Here is a 20,884-nt window from a genome sequence, read left to right as displayed (position 1 = left end):
ACTGCTAGTTTTATGTCACAGCCCTACTATGTGCGCCATGGCCCGACCGCGCAAGCCTTTGTTGAGCACCGACCGCATCGTGGAGACGGCGCGGGAACTGATCGACGCGGAAGGGCTGGCGGCGGTCTCCACGCGACGGCTCGCCGCCGAGCTGGGTGTGAGCGGGCCCTCCCTCTACAACCACTTCCGCACCATGGACCAGATCCTCGAGGCCGTGGCCGACTCGGTGAGCGCCCAGGTGGACCTGTCGATGTTCGAGGACGGACGGGACTGGCGCACCGCGCTGCACGACTGGGCCGTCTCCTACCGGGCCGCCCTGCGGGACCATCCGAACATCGTGCCCGTCCTCGCGCGCGGACCCGGGCGACGGCCGGCGGGCCTGCGGGTCGCCGACGTCGTGTTCGGGGCCATGGTGGAGGCGGGGTGGCCTGCGGCGCAGGCCACGTCCATCGGGGCGTTGATGCGGTACTTCATCATGGGGTCGGCCATCGGGTCGTTCGCCGGGGGGTTCGTGGGCGACGAGAGCGCGTACGACCCGGCCGACTATCCACACCTCGGGCAGGCGCATCTGCTGGCGGAGCACCAGGAGAAGGTGGACGAGCGGGCCTTCGAGGTGGGGTTGCTCGCGCTGCTGGACGGGCTGACGGTGCAGTACGAGGCGGCGGTGCGGCGGGGGTCCTAGGGGGTGGCTGCGCCGCTGCCGGGTGAGGCCGAGTACGCCTGCCGCGCGATGCGGGGGTGGGTGCGGGTCCGAAAACCGCGAGCGTTCGTCGCCCTCCCCCACCTAGCCTCGATGTCATGTCGAACACTTCGTCCAGCTCACCGGTGTCGTCCACCCGCAAGGTCGAACTGCTCGCGGCGGGGGCGGCCGTCGTCACGGTCGTCCTGTGGGCGTCGGCGTTCGTGTCGATCCGGAGTGCCGGGGAGGCGTACTCGCCGGGGGCGTTGGCGCTGGGGCGGTTGCTGGCCGGGGCCCTGGCGCTGGGGGCGATCTGGATGGTGCGCCGGGAGGGAATGCCACCGCGTGCCGCGTGGCGGGGGATCGCCGTGTCCGGGGTCCTGTGGTTCGGGTTCTACATGGTCGCGCTGAACTGGGGCGAGCAGCAGGTCGACGCGGGCACGGCGGCGCTCGTGGTCAACATCGGGCCGATCCTCATCGCCCTGCTCGGCGCCCGGCTGCTGGGCGACGCCATGCCGCCCAGGCTGCTCGTCGGCATGGCGGTGTCGTTCGCGGGCGCGGTCGCCGTGGGCCTGTCGATGTCCGGCGAGGGCGGGGCCTCGGTGCTGGGCGTCGCCCTGTGTGTGCTCGCCGCCGTCGCCTACGCGGCCGGGGTGGTCGCCCAGAAGCCCGCACTCGGATCGGCGAGCCCGCTCCAGGTGACCACCTTCGGCTGTCTCGTCGGGGCGGTGGTGTGTCTGCCGTTCGCCGGGCAACTGGTGCGGGAGGCGGCCGACGCACCGGTCTCCGCGACCCTCAACATGGTGTATCTGGGCGTGTTCCCGACCGCGCTGGCCTTCACCACCTGGGCCTACGCTCTGGCCCGTACGACCGCGAGCCGGATGGGCGCGACCACGTACGCCGTGCCCGCGCTGGTCGTCCTGATGTCCTGGCTGGCTCTGGACGAGGTCCCGGGCCTGCTCACGCTGGCCGGGGGCGCGCTGTGCCTGGCGGGTGTGGCGGTGTCCCGGTCCCGGGCACGTGGGAAGGGAACGGCCGACGCGACGGCGACCGGGGCGGAGGCCGGGACGGAGGCCGGGGCCGGGCCCAGGGGTGCGGTCCAGGGGGCGCGGACCGGGCGACCGACGACTGAGGACTGAGGGGGCTAGCCTGCCCTCGGTTCCAGAGGCTGTTCCTCGGTTCGCGAATCCGCCCTCCTCGCGAGGATCCTGATCGACACCAGGGCGATCAGCGAGAGTCCGATGATGTAGGCCGACACCGCCATGGACGTGCCGGTGGCCTCCAGCAGGAGGACCATCAGGAACGGGGCGAGGCCGCCGCCGAACACGGCCGCGATCTGGTAGCCGAGGGAGGCGCCCGTGTAGCGCATCTCGGGGGTGAACAGCTCGGCGAACAGGGCGGCTTGGGGTCCGTACATGATGCTGAGGAAGCAACTGGCGACGAAGGTGCCGACGGCGAGCCACAGCAGGGAGCGGGTGTCGATCAGCAGGAAGAGCGGGACCGCCCACAGGGCGATGCCGGCCGCGCCGATCGCGTAGATCCGGATCCTGCCGACACGGTCGGAGAGGGCCGCCGCGGCGGGGATCAGCACCAGCTGGGTGAGGCTGACGCAGAGGGAGACCGCGAGGACCGCGCTGCGCTTCATGTCGAGTTCGCGGGTGGTGTAGTCGAGGACGCCGGTGATGAGGATGTAGAAGGTCGCGGTGTTCACGGCGAAGGAGCCGCCGGCCAGGAAGACCGTGCCGAGATGTCCGCGCAGGATCGTCTTGAGCGGGGAACTCTTCTCTCCCTTCGCCTTCTGCGCCAACTCCCGTTCCGCCGCCCGGAACTCGGGGGTCTCCTCGACGTGACGGTGGATGTACCAGGCGAGGCCGAGGACGAACAGGCCGACCAGGAAGGGCACGCGCCAGCCCCAGGCGGAGAAGGCCGAGTCGCTGGTGGCCGCGCCCACGACGAGGAACATCGTGTTGGCGCTCACCACGCCGATGGGGACGCCGAGTTGGACGAAGCTGCCGTACACCCCGCGCTTTCCCTCGGGGGCGTACTCGGTGGCCAGCAGCATCGCGCCGCCCCACTGGGCTCCGACGGCGACCCCCTGGGCGACCCGGAGGAGGACGAGCAGGACCGGAGCGGCGATCCCGATCGTCTCGTACGTGGGGAGGAGGCCTATGCCGGTGGTGGCCAGGCCCATCAGGGTGAGGGCGAGGACCAGCATGGGCTTGCGGCCCCGTTTGTCACCGAGGTGACCGGCGACGACTCCCCCCAGGGGGCGGGCGAGGAAGCCGACGGCGAACGCGGCGAACGCGGCGAGGACCCCTGCGGAGGAGCTGCCCGCCGGGAAGTAGAGATCGCCCAGGACCAGGGCCGCGGCTATGCCGAAGACGAAGTAGTCGTACCACTCCACCGCCGAGGCGAGCGCCGCGGCGGTGGCCACCTTGCGGTGGCTCTGAGGGCGGGAGGTGGTGGCGGGAGCGGAAACGGGAGCTGTGTCCATGCGAGCACACTCCGGTGGGTGCGGGGACGTTCCCGGGAACATACTGACCGGACGGTATGCCGGTCAACGGTCGTGCGTGGTTCAGTTCGGGGGGTTCTTCATCCGCGGGTGGGTGGGGGCTACGGGACCGACCCCCGCCCACCCGCAGCCGAATCAGAACGTCACCAAAGCCCTGCCGCCCTTGCCCGCCCGCATGTTGTCGAAGGCCGCCGGGATGTCAGAGAGGGAGATACGGTCGGTGACCAGGGCGGGGAGGTCCAGGCGGCCGGCGTTGACGTGGTCCGCGAGGACGGGCACGTCGCGCGCCGGGTCGGAGTTGCCGTAGACGCAGCCTGCGAGGGTGCGGCCCCAGTGGAAGATCTCCAGCGCGTTGAAGGTGACCTGCTGGTCCTTGCCGCCGATGCCGACGACGGTCGTCCGGCCGCCGCGGCGGGTCGACTCCCAGGCCGTGCGGATGGTGACCGCCCGTCCGACGCACTCCACGGCGACGTCCACGCCCTGTTTGCCGGTGAGCGCGCGGATCTCCCGGGCGGTGTTCTCGGAGGCGACCACGTACTCCGTGGCCCCCGCCGCGCGGGCCAGTTCCTCCTTCGCCGGGGAGACGTCCACGGCCACGATCCGGGACGCGCCGGCGATCCGCGCGGCCTGGAGCGCGGCCAGTCCGACGCCGCCCGCCCCGAACACGGCGACGGTCTCGCCCTCCCGGACCCGCGCCGAGTGGTGGACCGCGCCGTAGCCGGTGAGGACGGCGCAGCCGAGCAGTGCCGCGTCGGTGAGCGGAACCCCGTCCGGCGCGGGGAGCACACACCCGGCGGAAACGACCGTCTCCTCCGCGAACGCGGCCACGTTCAGACCGGGGTGGAGGTCGGCGCCGTCGGAGGCGCGCCGGGCGTAGACGTTCCCGGAGCCGAGCAGCGCGTTCGCGCACAGCCAGACCTCGCCGAGCGAACAGGCATGGCAACTCCCGCAGGAGGGCGCCCAGTTGAGGACGACGCCGTCGCCGGGCGAGACATGGGTGACCCCGTCGCCGACCGCCACGACGGTGCCCGCGCCCTCGTGGCCGAGTACGGCGGGCACCGGCACCCGCATGGTGCCGTCGGACAGCGACAGGTCGGAGTGGCAGACCCCGGCGGCGGCGAGCCGCACTCGGACCTGGCCGGGCCCGGGGTCCGGCAGCTCGATCTCGGTGATCTCCAACGGGGCACCGACGGCGGGCAGTACGGCGGCTCGAACGGCCATGGGGACGACTCTCCTACTGGTTCGCCTGGAACCCGGTCAGAACTGAAGGGACTTGGTCTGCAGGTACTCGGCCAGGCCGTGCGTGCCCAGCTCGCGCCCCACTCCCGACTGCTTGTAACCCCCGAACGGGGCCAGCGGGTTGAAGCGGCCGCCGTTGATGTCGACCTGACCGGTGTCCATGCGGCGGGCGAAGGCCACGGCCTCGCTCTCGTCGCCGGCCCAGACCGCCCCGGCCAGTCCGTAGACCGTGCCGTTGGCGATCCGCAGGGCGTCGGCCTCGTCCTCGTAGCGGAGGATCGACAGGACCGGGCCGAAGATCTCCTCCTGGGCGATGGTCATGTCCCAGGTCACGTCGGCGAACACGGTGGGGCTGACGTAGTAGCCCCGCTCGCGGGGGGACTCGGGGCCGCCGGCGACCAGGCGGGCTCCCTCGGCCACGCCCTTGTCGATGTACCCCCGCACCCGTTCCCGCTGCTTGGCGTTGACCAGCGGGCCGATGCGGTCGCCGTACTTCGCTGCGGCGGCCTCGGCCAGGGCGACGGCCTCGTCGTACTGGGAGGTGTGGACGAGCATGCGGGTCCAGGCGCTGCACGTCTGGCCGGAGTTGGACATGACGTTGGCGACGCCGACGCCCACCGCCTTGGTCAGGTCGGCGCTCGGGAGGATCACGTTGGCGGACTTGCCGCCGAGTTCCAGGGCCACCTTCTTGATGGCGGCGCCGGCGGTCGCGGCGATGCGCCGGCCCACCGCCGTGGAACCGGTGAAGGACACCAGGTCGACGCCGTCGTGCTCGGCGAGCGCCTGCCCGGCGACCGGGCCCAGGCCGGTGACCAGGTTGAACACTCCGGCGGGCACGCCCGCCTCGTGCACGGCCTCCGCGAAGAGCTGGGCGGTCAGCGGGGTGTCCTCGGCCGGCTTCAGGACGACCGTGCAGCCCGCGGCGAGGGCGGGGGCGACCTTGGCGACGATCTGGTGGAGCGGGTAGTTCCAGGGGGTGATCGCGCCGACGACACCGATGGGCTCGTGATGGACGGTGGAGTTGCCCACCCGCTCCTCGAACGCGTGCTTCGCGGCCAGTTCGGCATAGGAGCCGGCGACCGCGATCGGCAGGTCCGCGTGCACCTTCTGGGAGAACGGCAACGGTGAGCCGAGCTCCGCCGTCACCGTCTCGGCGATCTCCTCACGGCGCGCGGCGAGCACGTCGCGCAGCGCCCCGATGAGCGCGCCCCGCTCGGCGGGCGGGGTGGCGGCCCAGCCCGGGAGGGCCGCACGGGCGGCGCGCACGGCGGCGTCGACATCCTCGGCGGTGCCCGCAGGCACCCGGTCGATCACCTGCTCGTCGGCCGGGTTCACGACCTCGATCGTGTCGGTACCCGCTGAGGGTCGCCAGGTACCACCGATGTACATGCCGTCGTGTGCCTTCATCGCGCTGCCTCCCGGGCGGAGCCGTTTCGTCCGCCCCAAAAACTAGCCCTGATAGTTTTCCGGCACCAGGCCTCCGGGGAGTGAGGCAGGACTCGTCGGCGGCGCCGGGGGTCGGGAGCCGCCTCGCCTCAGAAGTCGACCCGCTTCCTGTCGTCGACCCGCGCCACGGCCTCCTGCGCGAACTCCTTGCGATAGTCGCCGCGAATCTCCTCGATCTTCCGGTCGCTCGCGACGGCCGCCGACACCGGATACAGCAAGATCAGTTCGTACGACCGCTCCTTCTGGATGGTCCCGCTCGCGTCCCGCCACTGTCCGCGCCCCTCCTGCACGGTCAGCCCGTCGGGGAACCCGGGCGTGACCTCCCGGTCGACGAAGTCCGTGAACTGCTCGTCGGTGACGTCCGGACCGCCGTCGGGCCGCTCGGTGCCGAAGAAGAGCCGGGTCTCGGTGTACGGCGTGCCGCGCGCCGGGGCGGCCATGGAAGAGGCGGGGTGGGCGGCACCGGTCCTCCCGGTGACGGCGTCCCCGGTGAAGGTGGCGTACGCGGTGGGGGCGACACCGACCGCCAGCAGACAGGCGGCCACCGCGACGGCGACTCGGGGGCCGAAGCCGGTGCGGACGCGGGTGCGGAGGCGGGTGCCGAAGCCGGTGCGGACGCGGGTGCCGAAGCCGGTGCGGGGGCGGGGGCCGGGGAGCGTGTGACCGCGGGGCTCCGGGCGTGGGCGGGTGCGGGTGCGATTGCGGCTGCTGGGGTGGGTGGGACGGTGCGGGCGGGTGGAGTGCGAGGTCATGCCTCCATCCCTAACGGGATCACCGGCTCCCGATCCGTGGGCCTCGCCGGGGACGGGCGGCGCGTGCGTCCGTACGCCCCCGGGGCCCGCCGGGACGCGGGTCACGCGCCCCTGACGCCTGTTCACGGCTTGCGCGCGGGCTCCCGGGTGGTGGTGAGGTGGGCGAAGACGACGACGTTGCTCGCGTAGCCCTTCCGCCGGTCGTACACCCCGCCGCAGGTGATCAGGCGCAGCTCGGGACGGTCACGGGGGCCGTACACCACCTGGCTGGGGAAGCGGTCCTTCTCGTACGTCTGCACGGCGTCCACCGTGTAGACGGCGGTGCGGCCGTCGGCTCGCAGGACCTCGACGATGCGGCCGGGTTTGATCATCCCCAGCGCGGCGAAGACGGCCGGACCCCTCCGGGTGTCCCGGTGGCCGACGACGACCGCGGTGCCCGGACCGCCGGGTGCGGGTCCTTCCGCGTACCAGCCGACCAGCTTGGGCTTGTCGTGCGGAGGCGCGGGCAGCCGGCGCCGGCCGTCGAGGTGGAGCTCCGTGACCGGGGCCTTGATGCCCAGATAGGGGATGGAGACGGTTTTCGCCGGTGAGGGCGGGAGTGTGCGGGGCTTGGCCGGCAGTGGTGGCTCGACCGGTGCGGCGGGGTCGGGTCGCGCGGGCCGGGCCGGGGCCGGCAGCGCGGGTTCGGTGGGCGTCGGCCCGTCGGGGGCGGTGGGCGCCGGTCCCGTGGGCTCGGTGGGGGGCGGCACCATGGCTGTGGTGCGGGCGGGCCACGTCGGCTCGCCGGGCCACGGGCTCAGCCGCGCGGTCGGCTCCGCCCGCTCGGTCGGCTCCGTCCGCTCGGTCGGCTCCGCCCGCTCGGTCCGGCCCGTCCGCTCGGTGGGTGTGGTCCCCGGGGTTCCGGCACGGGAGGGCGGGGGTGAGGGGTACAGGGGTGCCCGGTCGCGCGGCGCACCCGCACCGCGCGACCCGGTGTCGGCCCGGGCGGTGCCGGCCTCCGCGGGGTCGGGCCGCTCCCGCTCTTCCGCCAGGTGGATGCCGCCCACCACCAGCGCGACGGCCATCACGGCCGTGCGCGTCAGGCGGTAGGCGCGCGTCCGGTACCAGGGCCTCGGTCGGCGTCTACGCCGCGCCATCGGCGCGACGCCGGCGCAGCCGCAGATAGCCCACCCCGCCGACCGCGGCGAGACCCACGGCGGCGGCACCCGCGACCGGCGTGAAGTCCTGGGTCATGGCGAGGCCCCCTCCTCCGGCCGGGACCGCGCCGTCGGGGCCGGCCGGGACGGCGCCGTCGGGGCCGGCGAGCGGGCATTCGACCCGGAAGGTCTTGCGCCCCTCCTCGACCGGCGCGACGAGGGTCCTCCAGGTCAGCACGTACTCCCCGTCGGGGAGCCGCACGGCATTCTCGGGCGCCACGGGAGTGCTGTGCCCGGCGCCGTCGGCCGCGAGTGTGATCTCACCCGTGGCGATGGGGTCGGTGGCCTGGTTGGGAGGCTGTCTGTCGATCGTCCAGCTGATGCGCTGCGACGGGGTGACGTCCGTGGGGAAGTTGAAGGCGGCGAGATAGAAGTCGCAGACCAGCGGCTGGTTGCGCTGGTTGTCGAACGGGAAGCCCACCTTGTGGATCACGACGTCGGGGTCGCCCGGGGCGGCGACGGCGGCCGGTGCCGTGATCAGGCTGGCTCCCGTGACGGTGAGTGCCGCGAGGACGGCGGCGGCACTCACGCGCACTCCGGCGGGGCGCGGGCGGGACGAGGTGGACATGCAGAACCTCCGAGTCAGACGATTTTCACACAAATCGCTCTTTCGCCTGACTCTCTGTCACATCACACCGGGCACGGGGGGAGCCGCGCCCGACGCACCGTCAGATATCCCCCTTCCGGCCCAGGCGGGCACCGGGCTGCGCACCCTTCGCCCTCGCTTTCGCCCTCGCCTTCGCCTTCGCTCTCCCCTCCCGCTTCGCCGGCTCGGGCCGCCCCCGCCCGGGCTGCGCGGGCGAGCGCAGGGCGATGACCGACGACACCAGCAGCAACGCGCCGAGCATCACGAACGGCGCGGCCACACCCGCGACACCGGCGACGAGCCCCGCGGCGGCGGGCGCCCCGGCCTGCCCCAGCCGGTTTCCGGTCAGCCGCAGCGCGAGGGCGGTGGAACGGGCGTCGTCCGGCGCGGCCTGCACCACCGTCGTCATCGACAGCGGCTGCCCGACCCCGAGGCAGAAGCCGAGGGCGGCGAGGATCAGGGCCAGCGCCCACACCGGCACCGGCAAGGCGATCCCTGCGCACAGCACGGCCCCGAGGACGCAGGTGACGGTGAGCAGCGCCGTCCGGCCGAGCAGCCGCAGCATGGGCGTCATCACGAGGCGGCACGCTATGGTCGCCGCCGCGCGCAGGCTCAGCAGGAGGCCTATCACCGAGGGCGCGATGCCCCGGTGCTCCCCGACCACCGGCAGATACGCGGTGAGGATGTCGGTCGCCGACAGCACGGCGAGGCTGATGAAGATGCCTCCCGGTACTCCCCTGGTGCGCAGGATGCGGTGCACGGGGACCTGTTCGCCCCGCGCCGTACGGGACTTGGGCTCGACCGGACGCTCTATCCGCCACAGCGACGTGAACGCTACGGCCGCCCCCGCACCCGCGACCACCAGCGCCAGGGCGCTCGTGCGGGCCATGTCCGTGCCACCGATCAGGGCACCGGCGGCGATCGGGCCGATGAGCTGGCCGAGGGAGGCGCCGATGGTGAAGTGACCGAAGTTGCGGTCGTGTTCGCGCGGTGCGGACTGGCGGGCGACCAGTGACTGGGCGCCGATCACGAAGGAGAGGTGGCCGAGACCCATCACACCGCTCCATACCGCCATCGCCGGCAGCGAGTTCGCCAGACCGCTCATCGCGCAGCCGCCGGCTATGAGGACGACGCCCACGGGGAGCAGGGGCGCGCAGCGGCCCTGGTCGGTACGGCGGCCGAGCGGGACGGCGGCGAACAGCGGGAGCAGGGCGTAGACCCCCGCGATCACACCGACCGCCCGCTCGTCGGCGCCCAACGCGAGGGCCCGGTAGGACACGGCGGGCCGGGCCATCGACACCGCCCCCTGCGCGAAGCTGAAGGCGATGACGAGGCGGAGCAGCCAGCCGCGGTTCCTACCGGGCCTCACGATGAGGTCCTCCTACAAGGATGAGCGCTCCGGTGCGAACGGGTCGGGTTCCACGGTCAGATGATGCCGAAGAGGATGCCCGCGGCGAGGATGATCAGCGAGGTCACGGCCGCCCACTTCACCACGAACCTGGTGTGGTCGCCGAACTCGACCTTGGCCATACCCACCAGCACGTACACGGCCGGCACGAGCGGGCTCGACATGTGCAGCGGCTGGCCGACGAGCGAGGCGCGGGCGATCTCCAGCGGCGAGACACCGTGGGCGGCGCCGGCCTCGGCGAGGACCGGCAGGACGCCGAAGTAGAAACCGTCGTTGGACATGAAGTAGGTGAGCGGCAGGCTCAGGAAACCGGTGACCAGAGCCATGTGCGGGCCCATGCCGGAGGGGATGCCGTCGACGATCCACTTGGCCATCGAGTCGACCATGCCGGTGCCCTGGAGGACGCCGGTGAAGACGGCGGCGGCGAAGACCATGCCGGAGACGTTCAGGACATTGTCGGCGTGGGCGGCGAGGCGGGCCTTCTGGTCGGGGATGTGGGGGAAGTTGACGGTCAGCGCGAGCGCGGCACCGAGGATGAACAGCACCGGGATCGGCAGCCACTCCATGATCATGGCGGTGAGCAGCGCGACCGTGAGCAGCGCGTTGAACCAGTACAGCTTGGGGCGCAGCGTCGGGCGGTTGGGGTCCAGGCCCTGGAGGCGGACGTCGTCCGCGTCGTCGTCCTCGGCGTCGGTGCCGGAGCCCGCGCCACCCGTGGTCTTCGTCGTACGGCCCTTGTCGTCGCCGGAGCCGGCGGCGGCGGACGAAGCGCCCGCGCCGACCAGCACGGTCTCCTCCGACTCGGACTTCTCCTCGTCCTTGACGATCTTCTCCTGCTCCAGCACCTCGTCGAGGCTGAGCACCCCGAGGCGCTTGCGCTCCCGCAGGCCGAGGCCGTAGGCGAGGATGAAGACGAAGAGCAGGCCGACGAGGAGCGCCGGGATCATCGGGACGAAGATGTCGGCGGCGTCGAGCTTGAGCGCGGTGGCGGCGCGGGCGGTCGGGCCGCCCCAAGGCAGGGTGTTCATCACGCCGTTGGCGGTGGCGGCGACACCGGTCATCACGACCAGGCTCATCTTCAGGCGCTTGTACAGCGGGTACATCGCCGAGACCGTGATCATGAAGGTGGTCGAGCCGTCGCCGTCCAGCGAGACGATCGCGGCCAGCAGGGCCGTACCGACGACGATGCGCAGCGGGTCGGCCTTGCAGAACTTCAGGATGCCTCGCACGATCGGGTCGAAGAGACCGACGTCGATCATGAGGCCGAAGTAGACGATGGCGAACATCAGCATCGCGGCGGTGGGCGCGAGGTTGCCCACCCCTTCGATGACGTAGTCGCCGAGGTGGGCACCCTTTCCGACGAACACACAGAAAAGTGCCGGGATCAGTACGAGCGCCGCGATCGGCGACATCTTCTTCATCATGATCAGGACCAGGAAGGTCGCGATCATGGTGAAGCCGAGGATGGTCAACATGTGGATACCTAACGTTCGCCCTTGAACTCCCACCAGGGCACCGGCGGTGCGACGACGTTAGGGCGGCTCCACAAGCGTTAACAAGACGTTGACATGCGAGCAATAAGCGCAGAACTCCTGGTCACAGCGTTGCGCCTGCTCGGGACAGCTCCACGGATATGCCATTGAGGACCGCGTTGCCGGACAGCGGGTCGAGCAGGGAGCCGTCGAGGAGCTGGTTGACGTTCACCCCGGGGTCGATCGCGGCGTGGCTCATCCGGGTGCCGGGACGGTCGTGTCCCCAGCCGTGCGGAAGGCTCACGACGCCCTGTCGTACGGCGTCGGTGACCTCGACGGGAGCGGTGACCTCTCCCCCGGCGCCCTTGATGCGTACGGCGTCCCCGTCGGCGATTCCTAGGCGTTCGGCGTCGTCGGGGTGGAGGTGCAGGGTGCAGCGGTTGCTGCCGCCGGTGAGGGCGGGGATGTTGTGCAACCAGCTGTTGTTGGAGCGCAGATGGCGGCGGCCGATGAGGACCAGACCGTCCGGGCGCTCCCGCAGGGCGGCGCGCAGTCTCGGCAGATCGTCGACGATCGGCTGCGGCAGCAGTTCGATTCTGCCGCTGACCGTCTTCAGCGGCTGCGGCAGACGCGGCTTCAGCGGCCCGAGATCGATGCCGTGCGGGTGGGCGAGGAGCTTGTGCAGGGTCAGGCCGTCCGGGTCGGCGCCGAAGCCGTCGCCGTACGGGCCGAGGCGCAGCATCATGTCGAGCCGGCGCTCGGGGCCGCTCTCGCCCGTGAGTTGGGCCGCGAGCTCCTGCGGGTCCCTGCCGTGGACGGGTGAGTGGGCCTCCTTGACGGCCTTGCCCAGGGTCTGGCCGATGACCAGGTCGTCGACGGCGGAGGGGTCGGCGCCGTGCATACCGGTGGCGGCGAGGGTCAGCCGGGCGAGGATCTCCGTCTCGGCCATGCGGCCGGCTTCCAGAGGAACGGCCGCCCGGTTGTAGCGGACCTGGTTGTGCACGGCGAAGGAGTTGAAGGCGAAGTCGAAGTGCGGGGCCTGCGAGGGTGGCGGCGGGGGCAGTACGACATCGGCGTGGCGGGCGGTCTCGCCGAGGTACGGGTCGACACTGACCATGAAGTCCAGGGAGCCGAGGGCCTTGTCGAGGCGGTCGCCGTCGGGGGCGGAGAGCACGGGGTTGGCGGCGACGGTGATGAGGGCGCGGACGGGGCTGCCCTCGGGCGTGGCGGTGTCGATCTCCTCGGCGAGCGCGGACAGCGGCAGTTCGCCCTTGGCCTCGGGGTGGCCGCTGACCCGGCTGTGCCAGCGACCGAGGGCGAAGCCGCGGCCGGGTCCGGCGGGCCGGGGGGTCCTGTCCGTCGCGGAGTGCGGGAACAGGGCGCCGCCGGGCCGGTCGAGGTTGCCGGTGAGGATGTTGAGCACGTCGACCAGCCAGCTCGCGAGGGTGCCGTGCGGGACGGTGCAGCTTCCGATGCGACCGTATACGGCGGCGGTGGGCGCGGCGGCCAGTTCCCGGGCGAGCGCGCGGACGGTGCCGGCGTCGACGTCACAGGCTCCGGCGACGGCCTCGGGGCTGAACTCCCGTACAGCGTCGGAGAGTTCCTCGACCCCCTGCACATGCGCGGCGAGGCCCTTCAGGTCGACGAGGTCCTCCTCGAAGAGGACGTACGTCATCGCCGCGAGCAGCATCGCGTCCGTGCCGGGGCGGATCGCCACGTGCCGGTCGGCGAGCTTGGCCGTCCGCGTCAGGCGCGGGTCGACGACGGTGAGGGTGCCGCCGCGCGCCTTGAGGGCCTTGAGCTTGCCGGGGAAGTCGGGGGCGGTGCACAGACTGCCGTTGGACTCCAGGGGGTTGGCGCCGAGGAGCAGCAGATGGTCGGTGCGGTCGAGGTCAGGCACGGGGATGGCGTGGGCGTCGCCGTAGAGCAGTCCGCTGGAGACGTGCTTGGGCATCTGGTCGACGGTGGAGGCGGTGAACAGGCTGCGGGTGCCGAGGCCGGCGAGAAGGACCGGCGGGTAGAGGGCGCCGGCCATGGTGTGGACGTTCGGGTTACCGAGAACGACGCCGACGGCGTGCGGCCCGTGCGCCTCGACGACGGGCCTGAGGCCGGCGGCGACGGCGTCGAAGGCCTCCTCCCAGGTGGCCTCCCGCAGTTCCCCGTCCTGGCGGACCAGCGGGGTGCGCAGCCGGTCGGGGTCCGCGTCGGCGGCCCCGAACGAGGCGCCCTTGGGGCAGATGAACCCCTTGCTGAACACGTCGTCGCGGTCCCCGCGGGCATGGGTGACGCGGGTGCCCTCGATGGTGAGGGTCAGCCCGCAGGTCGCCTCACAGAGGGGGCAGACGCGCAGGGCGGTGTGGGAGTCGGTGGTGGTGGACACGGGTCCTCCCGGAGGGGGCGGCGGCGGTGACGCTCGGACGGTCGCCGCGAGGAAGGCACGCGACGCCGAGGCCGAGCATACCGAGCGGTATGCGACTCCGGGAGGCCCCACCGCGAGTCGGCCGGGAAACGGCGGGACCTCCGGCACGCGCGCCGCCGGCAAGCACACCGGCCCAGGAACACGCCGGCCCCGAAGCGTGCCGAACAAGGACGCGTGCCGACCCAGGAACGCACGAGGCCATGACGCACACCGGCCCAAGACGCACGCCGCTCCAAGACGCGTGCCGGTCCAGGAGCGAGTCAGTCCAGGAGCGGGTCAGTCCAGCACGCGCGCCAGATACGCCCGCAGCAGTTCACGCATCTCCTGGATGATCCGCTCGTCGCCACCCGGGGAAACCCGGAAGGCGAGATGGATGAGGGTGTCGGCGGTCTCGACGGCGATGAGGAAGGTACGGCGGAGATCCTCGTCGGGGGCCCGGTCGATGAACGCGGAGAGCAGTTCGGACAGGCGGTCGGCGACCCGGTGGTTGGGCTCCTGACGGCCGCCGCCTACCGGGATCTGGTTGCCGAAGTCGATGAGGGCGAAGCCTGGGGCGTTGCGCTTCATGTCGAGGTACTCGTCGAGGACGGCGTCCATCGCGGTGCGCCAGTCCCGCCCGCCCGTCGCCTGGAGGCGGCGGGTGACACCGTCGGTGAAGCGGTCCAGGTTGCGTTCGGCGAGCGCGTCGGCCATCGCGCGCTTGTTGCCGAAGAAGCGGTAGACGGAGCCGATGGGCACACCCGCGCGCAGCGCCACCGCGCGCGTGCTCAGCGCGTCGTAGCCCACCTCGTCGAGGAGATCGGCGCAGGCGTCGAGGATCCTGGTCAGTCGTTCGGCACTGCGCCGCTGCACGGGTGCGCGGCGCAGGGAGGTCGCCTGGGACACGGGCTTCATGATGCCTTTCCGCCTAGGTCCGATGAGCTGTTCCGATGAGCTGTCCGAATATCAGTACGGCCGGTACCGCCGATCCCGCTCAGCAGTGGAGCGACATGGACGACGAACATCCGCACGCCCACAGCCTGCCCGGAGACTAGAGCACCGCACTGACAGGACGGATCCCCTCCCGGTCCGGTTCTCCCGCTCCGCCCGATGCACCCGATCTGTCGACGCCCCGTGGATGTCCGGTTGCCGCCCTGCCCCCGACTCCGGTTGCCGCCCTGCCCCCGACGTCCGGTGCCGCCCTGTCCCCTTGCGCCCGCACCGGCCGAATCCTACGGTGAAGCATAGGAATCAGGAGCGCGAGGGAGCGGGCATGAGCGGGGACGCGAGGAAGACGGCCGAGGGGCTGCGGTACCTCTCCGGTTTCGGGAACGAACACGCCTCGGAGGCCGTGCCGGGCGCATTGCCGCAGGGCCGCAACTCCCCGCAGCGCGCCCCGCTCGGCCTGTACGCGGAGCAGCTCAGCGGCACCGCGTTCACCGAGCCGAGGGCGCACAACCGCCGCTCCTGGCTCTACCGGATCCGCCCCTCGGCCGCGCATCCCGCGTTCACCCGCACGGACAACGGCACGCTCCGCTCGGCCCCCTTCACCGAGACGGTCCCCGACCCCAACCGCCTCCGCTGGAGCCCGCTCCCCGAGCCTCCGGCGGGCACCGACTTCCTGCGAGGGCTGTGGACGCTCGGCGGCAACGGCGACGCGGCGCAGCGCGCGGGCATGGCCGTGCACCTGTATCACGCCAATTCCGCCATGGAGCGTGTCTTCAGCGACGCGGACGGCGAACTGCTGATCGTCCCCGAGGACGGCGGCCTCCTCCTGCGCACGGAGTTCGGACTGCTGCACGCGGAGCCCGGCGAGATCGCCCTGATCCCCCGGGGCGTCCGTTTCCGCGTCGACCTCCTGGACGCCTCCGCCCGGGGTTATGTCTGCGAGAACTACGGTGCCGCCTTCCGCCTCCCCGACCTCGGCCCGATCGGCGCCAACGGCCTGGCGAACCCGCGTGACTTCCGAGCACCGGTGGCCGCGTACGAGGAGGCCGAGGGCCCGGTGCAGGTGGTCAACAAGTTCTGCGGGAACCTGTGGAGCGCCACATACGACCACTCGCCCCTCGATGTCGTCGCCTGGCACGGGAACCTCACGCCGTACGTCTACGACCTGCGCCGTTTCAACGTCATCGGGACGATCTCGTACGACCACCCGGATCCGTCGATCTTCACGGTGCTGACGTCGCCGTCGGACACCCCGGGCCTCGCCGGGGTGGACTTCGTGGTCTTCGCACCGCGCTGGCTGGTCGGCGAGGACACGTTCCGGCCGCCGTACTTCCACCGGAACGTGATGAGCGAGTACATGGGCCTGATCGAGGGCGCGTACGACGCCAAGGCGGAGGGGTTCGTGCCCGGTGGCGGCTCGCTGCACACCATGATGTCGGCGCACGGACCGGACCGGGAGACCTTCGACAGGGCGAGCGCGGCGGAGCTGGCGCCGCAACGGGTCGACGACGGGCTGGCCTTCATGTTCGAGACGCGCTGGCCGATCCTCACGACCGCGCAGGCGGCTCGGGCGGAGCACCTCCAGCAGGGGTACGACGAGGTGTGGTCCGGACTCCAGCGCCACTTCGGCCCGTTGCACTGAACCTGTCCCGCCGGGTACGGATACCGTCGTGACCTCATTCGCTCCGGACTCGATCGTCCTGAACCGCAAACTGCCGCTCTGGTATCAGGTGTCGCAGTCCCTGCGCGCCTCGATACTCGGCCGCTCGCCCCAGGCTCCCCTGCGGCTGCCCACCGAGGAGCAGTTGGCCGGGCACTACGGGGTGAGCGTGCTGACCATGCGGCAGGCGCTGAAGGAGCTGGAGGACGAGGGGCTGATCACCCGGCACCGCCGGCGCGGCACGTTCATCGAGCCGAGCGCGCGGCGGGGCTCGCCCGTACGGCTCCTCGGTTCGGTGGACGCGATCGTGGCCCAGCAGTCGGGCATGACGACGGAGCTGCTGGACCAGGGCAGCCTCCCCCTGCCGGGTGAACTCTCGCAGTACTTCCCGGACTTGACCGAGGTGGCCACCTTTCACCGGCTGCGCGGCGACGAGAGGACGGGCGAGCCCACCAACCACGCCCGCAACTACGTCCGCCCCGAGCTGGCCGAACGCATCGACAGCGACGATCTGCTCCGCTGGCCGATGACCAAGGTCCTGCGCGATGTCGTGGGTGTGGACATCGCCCGGATCACCGACACCGTCGAGGCCCGCATCGCAGACCCGGAGACGGCCCGGCTCCTGCGGGTCCCGCTGCTCAGCCCGATCCTCCACTACACGGGCGTCACCTACGACGAGTCAGGCAGCGTCCTCGACGTGGCGGTCATCCACTACCGCGGCGACCGCTTCTCGTTCACCGTGACCCTCGACGCCCACTGACGAGGTCGTACGATGCCCAGCGTGACGCACGACGACGCTCCGCCGCTCGCGGACCTCATGCCGTGGTCCGTCGCACCGCCACGGCTGGGCCGGGGCTGGCCGACGGCCCCCGACGCGGCCTCCCTGAAGGCCCGCTGGGACACCCTGGTGAAGGCAGAGGGACCGGACCGCGAGGCCCTGTTCCTCCCCACCCGCTCCCGTACTCTCACCTCGGCGGTGACCCAGTTGCCGGGCCAGTCCAGCGCCACCGGCAGGCTGGCCCGCGAGTCGGGCCCCTGCCCCGAGCCCGTACGGGTCCTGGCCGCCCCGTACGACGAGCAGTGGCTCATCCCCGACCACCGTCTGATCGACTCCGCCCGCCCCGAGCTGTGGCGGGTGGCGGACGAGCGGCAGGTCTTCGTGGTCGAGCAGACTGTCGCTCCGGGTACCTCCGGCCCCCTGCTCCTCGCGTCGTCCCTCCTCCCGCTCGCCCCGGTCCGCGGCCCACGCGTCGGCCGCGTCCGCCCGCTGTACCGCCGACCCGGCGGCCTGGAGCCGAACCTGGCCCCGGGGCTCGCGGAGTACGTCGGCGAGCGGCTCGGCGGCGCCCCCGTCGAGGCGCTCGATATCCTCGCCTGGACCCTGGTGGCCGCACGCCCCGGTCCGAACCGCGTCGAGGTCCCCCTCACCGCGGACCCGGAGGTCTGGTCCCGGGGCGTCGGACTGGGCCGCCGTGCCCTCTGGCTGATGCGCCGGAACGGCGACCGCCCGAAACTCCCCGGTGGCCGCCGCCCCTACGTCCGTGCCCCGCTCCCCTCCCGCCCCGTGGAGCTGGTCCACGACCGCGACGAGGAGGCCCTTCTCATCGACGAGGGCCGCATCTCCCCCGTCCCCGCCGAGGCCTGGGACTTCCAGGTGGGCGGCGTGCGCGTCCTGGAGGAATGGTTCACCCGCAGAACGGGGCAGGCGGAGCCGGGCACGCTGGAGGCGATCCGCCCACCGACCTGGCCGCAGAGCTGGACGTCGGAGCTGCTGGAGCTGATCACCGTGCTCACGTTGCTGGCGGAACTGGAGTCGACCCAGGCCGAGTTGACGGTCGAGCAGCCGATCACGACGGCTGATCTGCGCCGGGCGGGCGTACTCCCGGTCCCGGAAACCGCCCGCAGACCCGCCTCCGTACTGGACCACCACGAGGAGGGCCCGGAGGGCCAGGGCACGCTTCTCTGAGGAGCCCGGGCACGAGGCTTCTGCTTGCCTCTACGGCGCGAACGAATCCAGCACCCTCCCCAGCATCCACTCGAAGGCGGCCTCCATGTCGATCGGCCCCGAGTCCTCCATGAACGCCGCCGCCATACGCGGGTACGCCCCGGAAGCGATCTGACTCCCGAGGTAGGCGATCCGCACCTCGTTCTCCCGCTCCTGCGACCACGGCAGTGAACGCACCCGCTCCGCCGCCGCCAGCTCGGTCGAGACATAGGTCGTCACACACCCGTTGAGCATCCCCAGAAGCTGCATCTTGGTCCCGTACGGCGCCTCCAGCGGGTCCATGCAGGCCAGACAGTGCTCCAGATACCGCAGCGCGTTGGGGCTGAACCCGTAGACCGGTGACATCAGCCGCGGCATCCAGGGGTGCCGGCGCAGCAGGGCCCGCGTCTGATGGGCCACCCGCCGCAGGTCGGCCCGCCAGTCCCCGCTCGGCTCCCACAGCTCGTGCTCACCGCCGACCGCGTCGACCATCAGCTCGTGCAGGTCCTCCTTGCGCGGCACGTAGTTGTACAGCGACATCGTGCCGCAGCCCAGCTCGGCCGCGACGTGCCGCATGGACACCGCGTCGAGGCCTCCCACATCGGCGAGGCGCACGGCCGCCGCCGCGATGTCCGCGCGGGTGAACGCGGGCCTCGGGCCTCGGCCGGTGCGTTCGGGGCGCGCCCAGATCACTTCGGGTCGGGCCGCTCGGCCAGCCATCGATCATCACCTCGGCCACCATCCTAGTTACGTACAGCGTACGTAATGCGCTATGGTCACCCTCATGACTACTACGTACGCTGTACTTAGTGAGGGTCTAGAGAAGCGTTTCGGGGACGTCCATGCCGTGCGCGGTCTCGATCTGGCCGTGGAGGAGGGCACGGTGGTCGGGATGCTGGGCCCGAACGGGGCGGGCAAGACGACGGCCGTACGGTTGCTGGCGACGCTGCTGCGGCCGGACGCGGGGTCGGCGCGGATCGCCGGGCACGATCTGGTGCGGGAGCCGGGGGCGGTGCGCGCGGCGATCGGGGTGACCGGGCAGTACGCGTCGGTGGACGGAGACCTCACCGGACGGCAGAACCTTCGGCTGTTCGCGCGGCTGCACCGGGTCCGTGACACGGCGGGCCGCGCGGCCGAACTCCTCGACCGCTTCGACCTGACCGAGGCCGCCGACCGGCCGGCCTCCACCTACTCGGGCGGCATGCGCCGCCGGCTGGACCTCGCGGCCAGTCTCATCCGGAATCCGGCGGTGCTCTTCCTCGACGAGCCCACCACCGGCCTCGACCCGGTCAGCCGCAACCAGACCTGGGACGCCGTGCGCGCCCTGAAGGCGGAGGGGACGACCGTGCTGCTGACCACGCAGTACCTGGAGGAGGCCGACCAACTCGCCGACCGGATCGTGCTGATGGACCGGGGCCGGATCGCGCACAGCGGCTCTCCGCCCCGACTCAAGGCGCTCATCGGATCGTACGCGGAGGTCGTCGTGGCCCACCCGGACGCGATGACCGCCGCGGCGAGTGTCCTCGACCAACTGACCGGCACGGAACCGTCCTTCGACCACGACCGGCACACCGTCGGCGTGATCGCACTGGACCCGACGCTCACACTCCCCCGGCTGGTGCGGGAACTCGACGCGGCGGGCGTGCCGTTGCTCGACGCGAGCCTGCGCCCGCCCACCCTCGACGATGTGTTCCTCCGCCTCACCGAGGGCGCCCCGGCAGACCTCAGCGACCTCGAGGAGCGTGCGGCATGAGCGCGTTGGCGTACGACGGCACGGCGATGCTGGGCCGGCAGCTGCGGCGGGTCCGCAACAACCCGGGGCTGCTGATCCTCACCCAGACCATGCCCGTCTCGATGCTGCTGTTCTTCGGGTACGTCTTCGGCAGCGCCCTCGCGGTACCGGGTGAGGAGTATCGGCGGTTCCTGGTCCCCGGCCTGCTGGTGGCGACGGCGGCCGGCGGGATCATGACCGGTATGTTCCAGGCCGCTCAGGACACGCACCGTGGCGTCATGGACCGCTTCCGTACGCTGCCGATGAGCCGGGCCGCCGTACCGCTCGGGCAGGCGGCGGCCGATGTGGTCGTCACGGCCGCCGGGACCGTGCCATTCCTGCTGGTCGGGCTCGCGGTGGGCTGGCGGATCGAGGGGAGCGCCCTCGCGGCGGCCGGGGCGTTCGCGCTGTTGCTGCTGTTCCGGTTCGCGGCCGTGTGGATCGGCATCTTCCTGGGCCTGCTGACCCGCAACGAGGAGGCGGCCGGCCAGCTGGGCGGCGCGACCTTCCTGCTGCCGCTGCTCTCCAGCGCGTACATCCCGACCGAGGGTCTGCCGGGCTGGCTGCGCACGGTCGCCGAGTGGAACCCGATCAGCGCGGTGACCACGGCCTTGCGCGACCTCTTCGGCAACGCGCCCGTGCCCGACGGCGCCGCCTGGCCGGTGGCGCACCCGGTCGCCGGGTCGCTGATCTGGTGCGCGGTGCTGCTCGCGGTGTTCGTACCGCTCGCCGTCCGCACCTACGCGGCGGGACCCAGGTGACCTCCGGCCCGTTCGGGGGACGGGCCGGACCCCGCCGACCCTGGCGCGCGTGACACGCGGCACTCCCCGGTG

The 20,884-nt window shown here is 72.0% G+C and carries 18 protein-coding genes; 7 read left to right on the top strand and 11 right to left on the bottom strand.

All coding sequences use genetic code 11. The annotated features are described in order from the left end of the window. The first annotated feature begins 37 nt into the window (after window positions 1-37). Together ACFY9I_RS15330 and ACFY9I_RS15325 are read left to right on the top strand one after the other, a co-directional pair. Complete coding sequence (locus ACFY9I_RS15330; protein WP_391001688.1) at window positions 38-682, top strand: TetR/AcrR family transcriptional regulator C-terminal domain-containing protein; 645 nt, start codon at window positions 38-40, stop codon at window positions 680-682. A gap of 116 nt (window positions 683-798) precedes the next feature. Further along, the gene (locus tag ACFY9I_RS15325) at window positions 799-1,818 is read left to right on the top strand and encodes an EamA family transporter (RefSeq protein WP_391001686.1); all 1,020 of its coding nucleotides are present in this window, start codon (window positions 799-801) and stop codon (window positions 1,816-1,818) included. Window positions 1,819-1,823: 5 nt separating this feature from the next. Here the strand turns inward: ACFY9I_RS15325 and ACFY9I_RS15320 are convergent, their stop codons facing one another. The 10 genes from ACFY9I_RS15320 to ACFY9I_RS15275 all read right to left on the bottom strand — a co-directional run bounded on the left by ACFY9I_RS15320 (window position 1,824) and on the right by ACFY9I_RS15275 (window position 14,603). After that, on the bottom strand, window positions 1,824-3,173 hold the full coding sequence (locus ACFY9I_RS15320) for an MFS transporter (RefSeq protein WP_391001684.1): 1,350 nt from the start codon (window positions 3,171-3,173) through the stop codon (window positions 1,824-1,826). Window positions 3,174-3,326: 153 nt separating this feature from the next. Further along, window positions 3,327-4,412, bottom strand: a complete 1,086-nt coding sequence (locus ACFY9I_RS15315) for a zinc-binding dehydrogenase (protein WP_391001682.1) — start codon at window positions 4,410-4,412, stop codon at window positions 3,327-3,329. A 36-nt stretch (window positions 4,413-4,448) separates the two neighbouring features. Then, a complete protein-coding gene (locus tag ACFY9I_RS15310) occupies window positions 4,449-5,837 on the bottom strand; it encodes an aldehyde dehydrogenase family protein (RefSeq protein ID WP_391001680.1) in 1,389 nt (462 codons plus the stop codon). A gap of 128 nt (window positions 5,838-5,965) precedes the next feature. Further along, window positions 5,966-6,421, bottom strand: coding sequence for a DUF3574 domain-containing protein (locus tag ACFY9I_RS15305; RefSeq protein WP_391002111.1), 456 nt, complete (start codon window positions 6,419-6,421; stop codon window positions 5,966-5,968). A 329-nt stretch (window positions 6,422-6,750) separates the two neighbouring features. Next, window positions 6,751-7,764: a class F sortase gene (locus tag ACFY9I_RS15300; protein ID WP_391001679.1), complete on the bottom strand. Its 1,014-nt coding sequence runs from the start codon at window positions 7,762-7,764 to the stop codon at window positions 6,751-6,753. Beyond that, window positions 7,751-8,392, bottom strand: coding sequence for a hypothetical protein (locus tag ACFY9I_RS15295; protein WP_391001677.1), 642 nt, complete (start codon window positions 8,390-8,392; stop codon window positions 7,751-7,753). Before ACFY9I_RS15295 ends, ACFY9I_RS15300 begins: the two co-directional genes overlap by 14 nt. A gap of 100 nt (window positions 8,393-8,492) precedes the next feature. Next, window positions 8,493-9,779 carry an MFS transporter gene (locus ACFY9I_RS15290; RefSeq protein ID WP_391001675.1) on the bottom strand — a complete coding sequence of 429 codons (1,287 nt, stop codon included), beginning with the start codon at window positions 9,777-9,779 and terminating at the stop codon, window positions 8,493-8,495. Window positions 9,780-9,835: 56 nt separating this feature from the next. After that, window positions 9,836-11,293, bottom strand: a complete 1,458-nt coding sequence (locus tag ACFY9I_RS15285) for a citrate:proton symporter (RefSeq protein ID WP_391001673.1) — start codon at window positions 11,291-11,293, stop codon at window positions 9,836-9,838. A 121-nt stretch (window positions 11,294-11,414) separates the two neighbouring features. Continuing rightward, complete coding sequence (locus ACFY9I_RS15280; RefSeq protein WP_391001671.1) at window positions 11,415-13,670, bottom strand: molybdopterin-dependent oxidoreductase; 2,256 nt, start codon at window positions 13,668-13,670, stop codon at window positions 11,415-11,417. 315 nt (window positions 13,671-13,985) lie between these two features. Further along, window positions 13,986-14,603 carry a TetR family transcriptional regulator gene (locus ACFY9I_RS15275; protein ID WP_391001669.1) on the bottom strand — a complete coding sequence of 206 codons (618 nt, stop codon included), beginning with the start codon at window positions 14,601-14,603 and terminating at the stop codon, window positions 13,986-13,988. A gap of 358 nt (window positions 14,604-14,961) precedes the next feature. On the opposite strand from ACFY9I_RS15275, the gene hmgA reads away from it, so the two are divergent. The 3 genes from hmgA to ACFY9I_RS15260 are packed head-to-tail and all read left to right on the top strand — an operon-like array spanning window position 14,962 to window position 18,262. Continuing rightward, window positions 14,962-16,278 (top strand): homogentisate 1,2-dioxygenase, encoded by a 1,317-nt coding sequence (gene hmgA / locus ACFY9I_RS15270; RefSeq protein WP_391001667.1) that lies wholly within the window; start codon window positions 14,962-14,964, stop codon window positions 16,276-16,278. 28 nt (window positions 16,279-16,306) lie between these two features. After that, on the top strand, window positions 16,307-17,056 hold the full coding sequence (locus tag ACFY9I_RS15265; RefSeq protein WP_391001665.1) for a UTRA domain-containing protein: 750 nt from the start codon (window positions 16,307-16,309) through the stop codon (window positions 17,054-17,056). A gap of 12 nt (window positions 17,057-17,068) precedes the next feature. Beyond that, window positions 17,069-18,262 (top strand): type ISP restriction/modification enzyme, encoded by a 1,194-nt coding sequence (locus tag ACFY9I_RS15260; protein ID WP_391001663.1) that lies wholly within the window; start codon window positions 17,069-17,071, stop codon window positions 18,260-18,262. A 30-nt stretch (window positions 18,263-18,292) separates the two neighbouring features. Here ACFY9I_RS15260 and ACFY9I_RS15255 read toward each other — a convergent pair whose 3' ends face one another. Then, the gene (locus ACFY9I_RS15255) at window positions 18,293-19,000 is read right to left on the bottom strand and encodes a TetR/AcrR family transcriptional regulator C-terminal domain-containing protein (protein WP_391001661.1); all 708 of its coding nucleotides are present in this window, start codon (window positions 18,998-19,000) and stop codon (window positions 18,293-18,295) included. A 64-nt stretch (window positions 19,001-19,064) separates the two neighbouring features. On the opposite strand from ACFY9I_RS15255, the gene ACFY9I_RS15250 reads away from it, so the two are divergent. Both ACFY9I_RS15250 and ACFY9I_RS15245 read left to right on the top strand, forming a co-directional pair. After that, the gene (locus ACFY9I_RS15250; protein ID WP_391001659.1) at window positions 19,065-20,033 is read left to right on the top strand and encodes an ATP-binding cassette domain-containing protein; all 969 of its coding nucleotides are present in this window, start codon (window positions 19,065-19,067) and stop codon (window positions 20,031-20,033) included. Further along, entirely contained in the window at window positions 20,030-20,812 is a 783-nt protein-coding gene (locus ACFY9I_RS15245) for an ABC transporter permease (RefSeq protein WP_391001657.1), read from the top strand. Before ACFY9I_RS15250 ends, ACFY9I_RS15245 begins: the two co-directional genes overlap by 4 nt. Window positions 20,813-20,884 lie beyond the last annotated feature (72 nt).

Source organism: Streptomyces sp. NPDC012510, assembly GCF_042955065.1.
Classification (GTDB): domain Bacteria; phylum Actinomycetota; class Actinomycetes; order Streptomycetales; family Streptomycetaceae; genus Streptomyces.
Note: the sequence above shows the minus strand (reverse complement) of the source record. Positions and strands in the feature narration are given on the sequence as shown.